Source organism: Pseudomonas sp. VI4.1, assembly GCF_002029345.1.
Lineage (GTDB): Bacteria > Pseudomonadota > Gammaproteobacteria > Pseudomonadales > Pseudomonadaceae > Aquipseudomonas.
Map to the genome: position 1 here is coordinate 232,420 of NZ_MULM01000183.1, position 12,118 is coordinate 244,537.

A 12,118-nucleotide genomic window follows, 5' to 3' on the forward strand; every position below is an offset into this window, starting at 1 on the left:
CTAGGCGGTTTTTCAGCGAAATGTGGGCGAGGATCACTTACCAGAATTTAAAGGTGTAGCCGACGATAATACGGTTCTCATCGATGTCTGTGGTGCGGCTTCCGCGGTAGGCGACGTTGCGCAACCGCAGGTTGACGTTTTTCAGCGGTCCGCTCTGGACCACATAGGCGATATCGACATTGCGTTCCCATTCTTTGGCGTTGGTACCTGCGATTTCAAAGTTGTCGCCTGACACATAGCGCGTCATGAACGTCAGCCCGGGCAATCCGACCGTCGCTAGATCGTAGTCGTAACGCAGCTGCCAGGAGTCTTCCCGGGCACGCAAGAAATGATGGTAGGTGACGGTGTTGAATGCCCATGGGTCGGTGCCGCCGCCGATGAAGGGCATGCCGGTGTCGCCGCTCTGGTTCTGGTAGCTGGCGCCGAGGGCGTGACCTTTATAGGACAGGGTCAACATCGTTCCCAGGTTGCGGTTGTCGACGTTGGTGCGACCCTCATGTTCACTCTGGAAATAACGGACTTCCGACCTCAGGTTCAATCCCTCGGCCAATGGCTGGGTGTGAATGAGATTGCCGTAGTGCTGGCTGTAGTTGTCCTGTAACTCGGCGAAGAAGTAGGTGGTGGTCAGGTTCGGCAGCAGCGCGTAAGTAGCGCCCGCATAGTTGAAACGGTCAGACGCGACGCCCCCGCTGGAACCATCGGCAAACATGCTCATGTCTTCGTAGTTGGTCGAGTTGCGCAGACGGGTGGCGCGAAACTGGCCGCCGGTCAGGGTGAGTTTGTCGATGTCACTGGAGACGATCTGCGCCCCTTCAAACGTCTGCGGCAGCAAGCGGGTGTCATTGCGAAACGCGATCGGCAGGGTCGGTGCGTGAGTGCCGACAGTCAGCAGGCTCTTGGCCATTTTGACTTTAGCGGTAGGGCCGATAAAACCAAAGCTGTCCGGGACCTCGCCATCTCTCTGCACGGGCAGGGCGCCCGCACCGGTCGTGCCGCGACCGGCATCCAGTTTTACCCCAAGCAGCCCGAGCGCATCCACACCAAAGCCCAGCGTGCCCTCGGTGAAGCCCGAGTTGTAGCGCAACATGAAGCCTTGGCCCCATTCTTCAGCCTTGTGATGGGCCGTGTTGGGGTTGTCCCGAAAATCACGGTTGATATAGAAGTTACGGGCTTCAAGCGTCAGGTGGCTATCGTCGTTGAACTCGGCTATGGCCTGTTGAGCGACGATGCTGGTACTGATTGCGAGTGTGATGGACCAGGTTCTTGAGGGGTTATACATGGTTCGACCTCTTGTTTTTATTGTGGTGAACGGCCAGCTATTGGGTTCAAGCGGCGATCTTTTTTTCGGGACGAGTCATCCCGTAAAACGAACCTTGAAATTCGCTTTTTGTTGTCGCTGATCAGTCGCTGAAGGTTATTCAGTTGAGCTCGGCGTAGCCCCTGATTCGGATGTTTCCTTTTTCATTGGTGAGTACAAGTTCACGTAACCGGGTGCCTGTTTGATACAGCCGAGGCTGATCGCCCAGCGCGATGGGCGACAGGAATCGCACGCCAAAACGCCGCAGGCGGGCGGCACTCAATAGTGCGCCGAGCATTCCCATACCCAGCATCCCCTGGGCGAAAACATCTGCATGCCCGGCTCGGCAAGCTATGGCTGGCTCCAGATGCACGGGGTTCGGATCTCCCGAGGCGAGGGCGAAGGTGTTGATTTGCTTCAACCGGCACCACGCCCGTGGGCATGGAGAAAAACCAATCTGCGTCGCGACGCATGGCAGGAAGAGCGGCCTGTCCGGTATGGGCCTAGTCCTCGAGCCTTGCCTGCTGCTCCTCGCCGAATGAAATCCTGGCCAGGTCGTCTTTGAACTTGTTCAGGTAGTGCAGGAAATTGACGGTGTCGTCGAAGCTGAAGCCCTGCAAACCTTGCTGATAAAACTGATAAATCCGATCTTGCAGCGCGTCCCAGTATTCCCGACCCTGATCGGTCAGCCGGACCAGGCGAGCGCGCCCGTCATCCGGATGAGGCACGCGCAGCACGTGGTTATCCCGCTCCATGCGCTTGAGCACGCCATCCAGGCTTTGCCGGCTGACGAACAGGTACTCCGTCAACTGGTTGAAGGAGATACCCTCCTCGAAACCGGCTCGGGACAGGGCGCCCAGTACCGCCCATTGCACGGTGCTGATGCCCATCTCGTTCTGCACTTGGCGCTGCAATACGTTGCCGGTTTGAAACAGCCGGAAAAATAAAGTGTTCGGTATGCTGCGGTTTTCGTTAGCGTCCATTACATGTCCTTGCTGCCCGGTGGGCGTCGGTAGGCCGATAAGGTCACCTGCCTGCCGGTGCAGACAAGGTGTTATTTGGGGATGTACTCGCGAGCGATGATATTTTTCATGATTTGCGCAGTACCGTCACCGATCTGCAGGCCAAGTACATCACGAAGACGCTGGGCAAATGGCAGATCTTCACCCCAACCGGTGTGGCCATGGGCGAGCAGGCACTGCTTGACCACGTCAAACGCCAACTTGGGTCCCCACCACTTGTTCATCGCCGCTTCGGCGTTGTGCGGTTGTCCAGTGTCTTTGAGCCATAGCGCGTAGTAACACTGCAGGCGCGCAGCTTGCACGTAGGTCTGGAATTCCGCCAGAGGGTGAGTCAAACCCTGGAATGCCGCCAGTTGCTGCCCGAATGCCTCGCGCTCGGTCAGCCATTTCCAGGTCTCATCCAGCGATTGCTGGGCTATCGCCAGGCACTGCAGGCCAATCAACGCGCGGCTGTAATCGAAGCCCTGCATCACTTGCTTGAAGCCTTTGCCTTCATCGCCCAGGCGATGGCTGGCATGCACCTCGACGTTGTCGAAGAAGATCGAACCACGTCCGATGGCGCGCTGGCCGGCGTCTTCAAAGCGGGTGGTGCTGATGCCGGGCAACGTCATCGGAACCAGGAAGGCACTGATACCGTTGGCGCGGGATTCCTGGGTGCCGGTGCGGGCAAAGACCACCGCAACGTCGGCCTGATCGGCCATCGAGATGGAGGTCTTCTCGCCATTGAGCACATAGGTGTCGCCCTTGCGCTCGGCTTTCATCCGCAGGCTCGCGGCGTCTGAGCCGCCACTGGGTTCGGTCAGGGCGATGCAGACGATTTTCTGCCCGCCAGTAATTGCGCCCAGCCATTCTTTGGCCAGCTCAGGCGAGGCGTGTTGGGCGATGATCTGGCCGTTCAGCGAAGCCAGCAGTGGTATGTAACCCACGTTGAAATCACCGCGCGAGATCTCCTCGATGATGATGCCGGCGGTCACGCAGTCCAGGCCGCTGCCACCGAATTCTTCCGGCAGTTCGCCGCCGAGCAGACCCATTTCACCCATCTGCCGGATCACCGTGCGTTCAATCTGGCCGCTGATGTCGCGCTTGCGGTAACCGGGCGCAAGTACTTCGGCGCTAAAGCGGGCAACGCTTTCACGAATAGCGTTTTGTTGTTCGTCGAATGCGAAGTTCATGATGCTCTCCAAGCCAGGGCCGGGGGACCGGCAGCGGATAAACTGCCGGTAATAGGGTCACTTGTAGAATTTGCGGAACTCGGGCTTACGTTTTTCCTTGAACGCGGCGACGCCTTCCTTGGACTCTTCGGTGTCGTAATACAGGCTCAGGGCCTGCATGCCGAGGGCACCGATGCCGGCGATATTGGCGCTGTCGGCGTTGAATGAGCGCTTGGCGATGGAGAGGGCGGTCGGACTCTTCTCGAGAATCTCGTCACACCATTTCTGCACTTCGGCATCCAGCTCTTCATGTGGCACGACCGCGTTGACCAGGCCCCAGTCGTAAGCTTGCTGGGCGCTGTATTTGCGGCACAGGTACCAAATCTCGCGGGCGCGTTTTTCGCCGATGATGCGCCCCAGATAGGCCGTGCCGAAGCCCGGATCTACCGAGCCGACTTTCGGGCCGACCTGGCCGAACACGGCTTTTTCGGACGCGATGGTCAGGTCGCAGACGACGTGCAGGACGTGACCGCCGCCGATGGCAAAGCCGTTGACGCGTGCGATTACCGGCTTGGGCACTTCACGGATCAGGCCCTGCAACTCTTCTACCGGCAGGCCGATCAGGCCGCGGCCATCGTACTGGCCTTCATGGGCCCCCTGGTCGCCGCCGGTGCAGAACGCTTTGTCGCCGGCACCGGTGAACACGATGACGCCCACTTCCTTGTTCCAGCCAGCACGGTTGAAGGCGTGGATCAGCTCCATGCAGGTCTGGCCGCGGAACGCGTTGTAGCGATCCGGACGGTTGATGGTGATGGTCGCAACACCTTCGACTTCGGTGTACAGAATGTCTTCGTAATGCATGGGAGTTCTCCTGGTTAACCGGCCATGGTCAGGCCGCCGGACACGGAAATAACCTGTCCGGTGATGAAATTGGCGTCGTCGCTGGCCAGCAGGGCGATGATCCCCGGGTAGTCTTCCGGTTGACCGAGGCGGCGCATCGGCACGGCGTTCTTGAAGGCTTCCATCAGCTTTTCCGGGTTGCTCGAGGTCGCCGCTACGCTTTTGAGCAGGGCGGTATCGGTCGGGCCGGGGCAGACCACATTGAAGTTGATGTTTTTGGTCGCCAGTTCCCGCGCCAGGGCTTTCGACAGACCGACCAGTCCCGCCTTGCAGGCGGCGTAAACGGCTTCGCCGGAGGAACCGACACGGGCCGCATCGGAAGCCACATTGATGACCTTGCCGCCCCCCGCTTCAAGCATCTTCGGCAGGACCACGTGGTGCATGTTCAGCGCCCCGGTCAGGTTGATCGAGATCAACTGTTGCCACATGGCCGGCTCGGTTTTGAGGAACGGCATGAAGCGGTCGAAGCCTGCGTTGTTAACCAGTACGGTCGGTACACCGAGGTCTTTTTCAATGGCCGCGACGGTGTCGACAATGGCGGCGTAATCGGTGATGTCGGCGGCGTAAGCCTTGGCCTTGGCCTTGCTGTCCGCTTCGTTGATCAGGTCGACGGTGGTTTGTGCGGCACTGGCATCGCGATCAAGTACGGCGACCAGGCAGCCTTCGGCAGCGAAGCGCAGGCTCACGGCCCGACCAATGCCGCCACCGCCGCCGGTGATGATTACGGTTCTTCCAATAAGACCTTTCATGCAGCAGTCCTCATCTTGTTTTGATTGATTTGCGGGCATTGCCAATCATTGGCGCGTGGCTGAACCCAGCCGGATATCCATGGCCAGTTCGCGCAATTTGAATTTCTGGATTTTTCCCGACGGGGTGCGCGGCAAGGCCTGCAGCACTTCCAGGTATTCGGGCAGGTAGTTCTTGGTCAGGCGCTGTTGCAGGAGGAAGCTCACCACTTCTTCCAGCGTCAGGCTGGAGTGGCGGTTGTGCAGCGTCACATAAGCGCACAGGCGCTCTCCCAGGCGTGGGTCCGGGCAACCAACCAGCGCCACGGCACAAATGGCCGGGTGCTTGTAGAGCAGGTTTTCGATCTCCACCACGGGAATGTTTTCGCCGCCGCGAATAACCACATCTTTGGTGCGACCCGTGATGCGGATGTAACCCTGTTCGTCCATGCGCGCCAGGTCGCCGGTAGCGAACCAACCATGGTCATCCACGCCGTAAAGTTCGGGGCGCTTGAGATAGCCGACGAACAGACTGCCGCCGCGTACCAACAAGTTGCCTTCCGTGTCGCGGGAGACTTCCCGACCATCCTCATCGACGATGTTCACTTCCATGAACGGCAGGGGCAGGCCATCGGTATGAATGGCGCACTGGGCATCGTCGTGTGGGCGGGTCATGGTCACCGCGCCACTCTCGGTCATTCCCCAGGCGGAAATCACCTTGGCGTTGACCGCCGTACCGGCCTTTTCCACCAGGGCGCTGGGGATAGGGGCGCCCGCGGCAACAAAGGTCTGCAGCGATGACAGCGCTTCGCGGTGATCGGGGGCCATATCGATCAGATCGGTCAGGAAAGGTGTCGACGCCATGGTGAAGGTCGGCCGTTCGGCTTCAATGACTTTTACCGCGAAGCGGGCATCCCAGATGTCCTGCAGCACCGCGGTGCTTTTCAGGTAAATCGGCATCATCAGCCCGTAGAGGAAGCCGGTCTGGTGCGCGATGGGCGAGGCCATGAAGACGATATCTGCAGACCCCAGCTGCAAGCGTTCGGCATAGGGGCGTACGTTGCTGAACAGGGTGTTGGAGGTGTGCAATACGCCCTTGGGCTCGCCGGTCGTGCCCGAGGTGTAAAGCAGCTGCACGACATCGTCACCGCCCAGGCGGCGTTCGGCAAACAACGCCGCCGTGTCTGTTTCTTCCTCCCAGGCGCGTTGCAGCAAGACCTGCTCGAAATCGTCAGCGCGGTGGTCGCCACCTATCACCAGTACATGCTCGAGCGCGGGCAACTCGCCGCGCATTCCTTGCACCATGGCGGCGTGATCGAACCCTCGGAAGTGATGCGGGATCACCAGCACCCGGCTCTGTGCGTGGCCGAGCATGAAGGCAAGCTCGCGCTCACGAAAAATCGGCATCAGAGGATTGAGAATCGCGCCGATACGTACGCAGGCCAGGTGCAGCGCGGTGATCTGCCACCCGTTTGGCAGCTGGCAGGACACCACGTCTGCCTTGGCGACACCCAATGCCGCCAGCCCCGCCGCCATGCGAGTCACCAGGCTATCCAATTCGCGGTAGCTGAAAGCCTGCCGTTCATCCTCGTTCACCCGGTAGGCAATCACCGCCACCGAATCTGGCGCGGTCAGCACCGCCTGGTCCAGATAGTCTGTAATGATATTGTCATTCCATGCACCTGACTCAATCATGGCGGAACGTCGTTCTGGCTGCATGTTTGTCTTGGTAGTCATTGTTAGCACCAGTGGATAGGCGATTTGTTATTGTTTTTCTGCGAGAGCTTGCGCTTTCCGATGGAGGTGAAGATACGCGCTCTATTTTTAATATGTCAACATGTTGTCTTTATTTTTTGATGTCGATAGACTCGGCTGCAAGCGTCCGAAGCCGTGCAGCGGATCTTCGGGTCATGCGGCTTGCCGCAGTCAGGAACGAGTGGTGAATGTCATGCCCTACGACAATATTTTGGTGGAGCGTCATGAGAACGTCGGTCTGATCCGGCTCAATCGACCCGCGATGCACAATGCGTTGAGCGACGCGCTGATGAGTGAGTTGGGCGAGGCATTGCGTGCCTTCGAACGGGATGACGGCATCCGCGCCATGGTGATTACCGGTAACGACAAGGCCTTCGCCGCCGGTGCCGATATCGTCGAGTTGCAGTTCAAGGGGTTCGCTGACGTCTATCTGGAAAATTTTGTGACGGCGAACTGGGAGGAGGTGACCCGCTGCCGCAAGCCGGTGATCGCTGCGGTCGGCGGGCTGGCTTTGGGCGGCGGGTGCGAGCTGGCGATGATGCTTGCGACCTGATCATCGCGGCCGACAGTGCGCGTTTTGGTCAACCGGAAGTGAAGGTCGGCACGCTGCCGGGTGCCGGCGGTACCCAGCGCCTGGCCCGCGCGGTAGGCAAGGCCAAGACCATGGACCTGTGCCTGACCGGGCGCACGATGGATGCGGCCGAAGCGGAGCGCAGCGGGTTGGTCAGCCGCGTCGTGCCGGCGGCGAGCCTTTTAGACGAAGCACTGCAGATCGCCCGGCAGATCGCCGAATTTTCGGCGATGGCCGTCAGGCTCAATAAAGAAGCGGTCGATCGTGCCTTTGAAACCACCCTGGCCGAGGGCGTGCATTTTGAGCGGCGCCTGCTGCACGCCTGCTTTGCCAGCGAAGATCAGAAGGAAGGCATGCAGGCGTTCGTGCAAAAGCGAAAACCACTGTGGAAACACCGTTGAACGGATTTTTTGCCCGGTCAAAACAACAATAAAAGCAGGCGAAACGCTTGCAGGAGTTACCCGATGTCATCTCCCGTGCAGTGGTCCCGCGAAGGGGCGATAGCTGTTGTGTGCATCAATAATCCGCCGGTCAATGCCCTTGGCCACAGCGTGCGCGCAGGCTTGCTGGCAGCGTTCAACGCCGTCGAGCGGGATCCCGGGATCAAGCTGGTGCTGCTGTATTGCCTAGGCAGAACCTTTATAGCCGGTGCCGACATCCGCGAGTTTGGCAAACCCCCGCAAGCGCCGATCCTGCCGGACGTCACCTTGTCTCTGGAAAACTTCACCAAGCCGTCACTGGCCGTGCTGCATGGCTCGGTGTTGGGCGGCGGTCTTGAAGTGGCGCTGGCCTGTCATTACCGCATCATCGAGGCCAACGCCAAAGTCGGACTGCCAGAGGTCAAGCTGGGGCTGTTGCCGGGTGCCGGCGGGACCCAGCGCTTGCCACGCCTGGCCGGTGTCGCCAAGGCACTGGAGATGATCGTAGGTGGAGAGCCGATCAGCGCGGCCGAGGCCAAGCGTCACGCCATCGTCGATGAGGTGTATGAGGGTGAGCCGTTGGCCGCTGGCCTGGCGTACGCCCGGCAGTTGTTGGCGCAAGGCGTGCAGCCACGCCGCAGTGGCCATGCCTCGATACCTGCGGGTGTCAGCGGCACTGCCGAGTTGCTCATGGCCAAGCGCGATGAGGTGCAACGCAGCCAGCCAGAGTCGTTCTCGCCGGTACGTTGTATTGCCGCCATCGAAGCGGCGACCTCACTGTCCTTGAGCGATGGCCTGCAGCGTGAGCGCGCGCTGTTCCTTGAGTGCATGGCATCACCCCAACGTACGGCGTTGATCCAGGCATTTTTCGCGCAGCGTCAAGCGGCTAAAGCGGTGGGTCCCGATGCATCGGTTACCCCCTGCACACCACCGGCGCCACTGCTGGAACGCCGGGTCGCCGAAGGCAAGACAGTTGCCGAGCTGGATCAGCAAGGCTGAACAGGTCGCTTGCGGCCAGCCAGCCTGACGCTGGCCCCACCCCCATCGAGGACTTTGCATGGACATCAACTACACCCCCGCCGAACTTGAGTTTCGCGATGAGGTACGCGCCTTCCTCAGCGCTGCCGTACCTGACGACATTGCTGCAAAAGTTCGCCTCGGCAAGCATCTCGACAAGGAAGACCACCTGCGTTGGCAAGGGGTGCTGGCCAGGCGCGGCTGGTACGCCGCCAACTGGCCGGTAGAGCAGGGTGGTACTGGCTGGAGCGTGGTACAGCGCCACATCTTCGAGGAGGAGTGCGCCGCGTTCGGTGCGCCGCGGTTGATCTCGTTCGGGGTCAACATGGTCGCCCCGGTGATCATGAAGTTCGGCAGTGAGGCGCAAAAGGCCTATTACCTGCCGCGCATCCTGTCCGGGGAAGACTGGTGGTGCCAGGGCTACTCCGAGCCGGGAGCCGGTTCCGACCTTGCCAGCCTGAAAACCCGCGCGGTGCTGGACGGCGACCACTACGTGGTCAATGGCCAGAAAACCTGGACCACCCTCGGTCAGCACGCCAACCTGATTTTCTGCCTGGTGCGCACTGACCCACAAGCCCAGCAGCAGCGCGGCATTTCCTTTCTGTTGATCGATATGGCGACGCCAGGCGTCACGGTGCGGCCCATCATCACCCTGGAGGGCGAGCATGAAGTCAATGAAGTGTTCTTCGACAACGTGCGTGTGCCCGTCGCCAATCGGGTGGGTGAAGAAAACAAGGGCTGGACGTGCGCCAAGTTCCTGTTGACCCATGAGCGCACCGGTCAGGCGGGCATTGCCCAGTCCAAGGCAGCGCTGGCGCAACTCAAATCGGTCGCATCTCAGGAATTGCGTAACGGTCTGCCGCTGCTGGATGACCCGCTGTTTCGGGTACAAGTTGCCGAAGTGGAAATGCAATTGATGGCCATCGAGATGAGCACGCTGCGCATCCTCGCGGCCGTGCAGGGCGGTGGTGTGCCTGGGGCGCAAAGTTCGATCCTGAAGATCAAGGGTTCCGAGATTCGCCAGGCGATCAGCCACCTGATGCGCAAGGTGTTGGGCGTGCATGCCTTGCCTTTCGCCGAGGAAGAGCTGGACTACGCCTTTGCCGGTGAGCTGTTGCACACCGACTACAGTGCCGCGCCAGCCGGCCAGTATTTCAACCTGCGCAAGCTGTCCATCTACGGCGGCTCCAACGAAATCCAGAAGAACATCATTGCCAAGATGATTCTTGAGCTCTAAGGAGGCACCCCCATGGACTTCAATCTCAGCGAAGAGCAGCAGATGCTGCAAGACACCGTCGCCCGTTTGGCGCGCGACCGTTACAGCTTTGAACAGCGTGAGCAGTTTTACCGTAGCGAGACGGGATTTAGCCGTGAGTTCTGGAACCAGCTCGGTGAGTTGGGCCTGAGCGCCGTACCCCTTGCCGAGGAATACGGTGGCTTCGGCGGCAGTGGCGTCGACACCCTGCTGGTGATGACTGAACTGGGCCGCAACCTGTGCCTGGAACCTTATCTTCAGTCGCAAATACACGGCGCCGGACTGCTGCAGCAACTGGGCAGCGCGGACCAGCGTGGCCAATGGTTGCCGCAAGTGGCGACCGGTGAGCTGCAGCTCGCGGTGGCACTGGAAGAACGCCAGAGCCACTATCACCTGCACGATGTGCAGAGCCGCGCCGAAGCCGTCGAGGGCGGATGGCGCCTGACCGGGCATAAATGCGCGGTGGTCGGCGGCCACAGCGCCGGTCTCATTCTGGTCTCGGCGGCGCACCGCTGGCGCGCTCTCGACGAGTCCGGCATCAGCCTGTTTCTGCTGGACCCGCAGGCAGCGGGTGTGCGCCGCCGTGAATACCCGTGCATCGATGGCCCCCGCGCGTGCGACCTGTATTTGGATGGCGTCGTGCTCCAGCACAATCACCTGCTGGGTCCTGCCGGCCAAGCGCTTGCGGCATTGCGTTACCAGCAAGGGCGGGCGGTGGCGGCGCAATGCGCGGAGGCGATCGGCAATATGCAGGAAGCCTTCAGTCTGACGCTGGACTATCTGAAAACCCGTCAGCAGTTCAGCGCGCCGATCGGCAAGTTGCAGGTGTTGCAACACCGCATGGCGGACATGCGTGGCGAGCTGGAATTGGCGATTTCCATGGCCACGCTGGCCGCCTGTATCGCTGACGACCCCGACAGTGACGAACGCAGTCGCGGTCTGGCCGCCGCCAAGTTCATCGTCACTCGCGCCGCCCGGTTCATTGCCGAGCAAGCGATTCAATTGCACGGCGGCATCGGCATGACCTGGGAATACAACCTTGCCCACCATGCCAAGCGTCTGGTCATGCTCAGCCACCAGTTGGGCGACGACGACCATCATTTGCAGGCCTATGCCGATTTGATGCGCAACGCCTGAACACCCTCTACGGCCGGACACTGCGCTGGCGGTCTACTACAGGAACAGATCATGAAAGTACTGGTCGCGGTAAAACGTGTGGTCGATTACAACGTCAAGGTTCGCGTCAAGGCGGACACTTCCGGCGTCGACCTCGCCAACGTCAAGATGTCGATGAACCCGTTCTGCGAAATTGCCGTGGAAGAAGCCGTACGCTTGAAAGAGCAGGGCATTGCCAGCGAGATCGTCGTTGTCAGCGTCGGTCCCTCCACCGCCCAGGAGCAACTGCGCACCGCGCTGGCGCTGGGGGCCGATCGCGCCATCCTCGTCGAATGCGCTGAAGACCTGACGTCCCTGGCGGTGGCCAAGCTGCTCAAGGCTGTAGTCGACAAGGAACAGCCGCAACTGGTGATCCTTGGCAAACAAGCCATCGACAGCGACAACAACCAGACTGGCCAGATGCTCGCAGCATTGAGCGGTTATGGTCAGGGCACGTTCGCATCCAAAGTCGAGATCAGCGGCGACACGGTTGCCGTGACTCGCGAAGTCGACGGCGGCGCGCAGACGGTTGCCCTGAAACTGCCGGCCATCGTCACCACGACCTGCGGTTGAACGAACCGCGCTACGCGTCGCTGCCAAACATCATGAAAGCCAAGAAGAAGCCTCTCGAAGTAGTGACAGCGGACGCTTTGGGCGTTTCCACCGCCTCCACTAACACCACCTTGAAAGTCGAAGCGCCGGCTGCACGTAGCGCGGGGATCATGGTCAAGTCGGTGGCTGAGTTGGTCGAGAAACTGAAAAACGAAGCGAAGGTGATCTGAATGACTATTTTGGTGATTGCTGACTATTCCAAAGACGCGCAGGACAACACAGTGCTGGCCCCGGCCACG

At 60.3% G+C, this 12,118-nt stretch carries 10 protein-coding genes and 2 pseudogenes; 5 read left to right on the plus strand and 7 right to left on the minus strand.

What is annotated here, in order from left to right; genetic code table 11:
• Positions 1–37: 37 nt before the first annotated feature.
• The 7 genes from BZ163_RS32010 to BZ163_RS32040 all read right to left on the minus strand — a co-directional run bounded on the left by BZ163_RS32010 (position 38) and on the right by BZ163_RS32040 (position 6,832).
• Complete coding sequence (locus BZ163_RS32010; RefSeq protein ID WP_128874270.1) at positions 38–1,279, minus strand: OprD family porin; 1,242 nt, start codon at positions 1,277–1,279, stop codon at positions 38–40.
• Positions 1,280–1,418: 139 nt separating this feature from the next.
• Positions 1,419–1,718 carry a MaoC/PaaZ C-terminal domain-containing protein gene (locus tag BZ163_RS32015; RefSeq protein ID WP_218190538.1) on the minus strand — a complete coding sequence of 100 codons (300 nt, stop codon included), beginning with the start codon at positions 1,716–1,718 and terminating at the stop codon, positions 1,419–1,421.
• An 82-nt stretch (positions 1,719–1,800) separates the two neighbouring features.
• Positions 1,801–2,280, minus strand: a complete 480-nt coding sequence (locus BZ163_RS32020; RefSeq protein ID WP_128874272.1) for a MarR family winged helix-turn-helix transcriptional regulator — start codon at positions 2,278–2,280, stop codon at positions 1,801–1,803.
• 71 nt (positions 2,281–2,351) lie between these two features.
• Positions 2,352–3,491, minus strand: a complete 1,140-nt coding sequence (gene aliB, locus BZ163_RS32025) for a cyclohexanecarboxyl-CoA dehydrogenase (RefSeq protein ID WP_128874273.1) — start codon at positions 3,489–3,491, stop codon at positions 2,352–2,354.
• A gap of 57 nt (positions 3,492–3,548) precedes the next feature.
• The gene (badI, locus tag BZ163_RS32030) at positions 3,549–4,331 is read right to left on the minus strand and encodes a 2-ketocyclohexanecarboxyl-CoA hydrolase (RefSeq protein WP_128874274.1); all 783 of its coding nucleotides are present in this window, start codon (positions 4,329–4,331) and stop codon (positions 3,549–3,551) included.
• A 14-nt stretch (positions 4,332–4,345) separates the two neighbouring features.
• Entirely contained in the window at positions 4,346–5,119 is a 774-nt protein-coding gene (locus BZ163_RS32035) for an SDR family NAD(P)-dependent oxidoreductase (RefSeq protein WP_128874275.1), read from the minus strand.
• Positions 5,120–5,164: 45 nt separating this feature from the next.
• Complete coding sequence (locus tag BZ163_RS32040; protein ID WP_128874276.1) at positions 5,165–6,832, minus strand: AMP-binding protein; 1,668 nt, start codon at positions 6,830–6,832, stop codon at positions 5,165–5,167.
• A 211-nt stretch (positions 6,833–7,043) separates the two neighbouring features.
• Here BZ163_RS32040 and BZ163_RS32045 point away from each other — a divergent pair.
• The 5 genes and pseudogenes from BZ163_RS32045 to BZ163_RS32065 all read left to right on the plus strand — a co-directional run bounded on the left by BZ163_RS32045 (position 7,044) and on the right by BZ163_RS32065 (position 12,049).
• A pseudogene (locus BZ163_RS32045) lies at positions 7,044–7,822 on the plus strand (enoyl-CoA hydratase).
• A gap of 63 nt (positions 7,823–7,885) precedes the next feature.
• Positions 7,886–8,839, plus strand: coding sequence for an enoyl-CoA hydratase/isomerase family protein (locus tag BZ163_RS32050; RefSeq protein ID WP_128874277.1), 954 nt, complete (start codon positions 7,886–7,888; stop codon positions 8,837–8,839).
• A 58-nt stretch (positions 8,840–8,897) separates the two neighbouring features.
• Positions 8,898–10,094 (plus strand): acyl-CoA dehydrogenase family protein, encoded by a 1,197-nt coding sequence (locus BZ163_RS32055; protein ID WP_128874278.1) that lies wholly within the window; start codon positions 8,898–8,900, stop codon positions 10,092–10,094.
• A gap of 12 nt (positions 10,095–10,106) precedes the next feature.
• Positions 10,107–11,249 carry an acyl-CoA dehydrogenase family protein gene (locus BZ163_RS32060; RefSeq protein ID WP_128874279.1) on the plus strand — a complete coding sequence of 381 codons (1,143 nt, stop codon included), beginning with the start codon at positions 10,107–10,109 and terminating at the stop codon, positions 11,247–11,249.
• Positions 11,250–11,300: 51 nt separating this feature from the next.
• Positions 11,301–12,049 (plus strand): annotated as a pseudogene (locus BZ163_RS32065) (electron transfer flavoprotein subunit beta/FixA family protein).
• The last annotated feature ends 69 nt before the right edge of the window (positions 12,050–12,118 follow it).

What these genes read in the sequence shown, in the direction of transcription:
- BZ163_RS32010 (WP_128874270.1), bottom strand. Translation starts at nt 1,279, where the DNA reads ATGTATAACCCCTCAAGAACCTGGTCCATCACACTCGCAATCAGTACC.
- BZ163_RS32020 (WP_128874272.1), bottom strand. Translation starts at nt 2,280, where the DNA reads ATGGACGCTAACGAAAACCGCAGCATACCGAACACTTTATTTTTCCGG.
- aliB (WP_128874273.1), bottom strand. Translation starts at nt 3,491, where the DNA reads ATGAACTTCGCATTCGACGAACAACAAAACGCTATTCGTGAAAGCGTT.
- badI (WP_128874274.1), bottom strand. Translation starts at nt 4,331, where the DNA reads ATGCATTACGAAGACATTCTGTACACCGAAGTCGAAGGTGTTGCGACC.
- BZ163_RS32035 (WP_128874275.1), bottom strand. Translation starts at nt 5,119, where the DNA reads ATGAAAGGTCTTATTGGAAGAACCGTAATCATCACCGGCGGCGGTGGC.
- BZ163_RS32040 (WP_128874276.1), bottom strand. Translation starts at nt 6,832, where the DNA reads ATGACTACCAAGACAAACATGCAGCCAGAACGACGTTCCGCCATGATT.
- BZ163_RS32050 (WP_128874277.1), top strand. Translation starts at nt 7,886, where the DNA reads ATGTCATCTCCCGTGCAGTGGTCCCGCGAAGGGGCGATAGCTGTTGTG.
- BZ163_RS32055 (WP_128874278.1), top strand. Translation starts at nt 8,898, where the DNA reads ATGGACATCAACTACACCCCCGCCGAACTTGAGTTTCGCGATGAGGTA.
- BZ163_RS32060 (WP_128874279.1), top strand. Translation starts at nt 10,107, where the DNA reads ATGGACTTCAATCTCAGCGAAGAGCAGCAGATGCTGCAAGACACCGTC.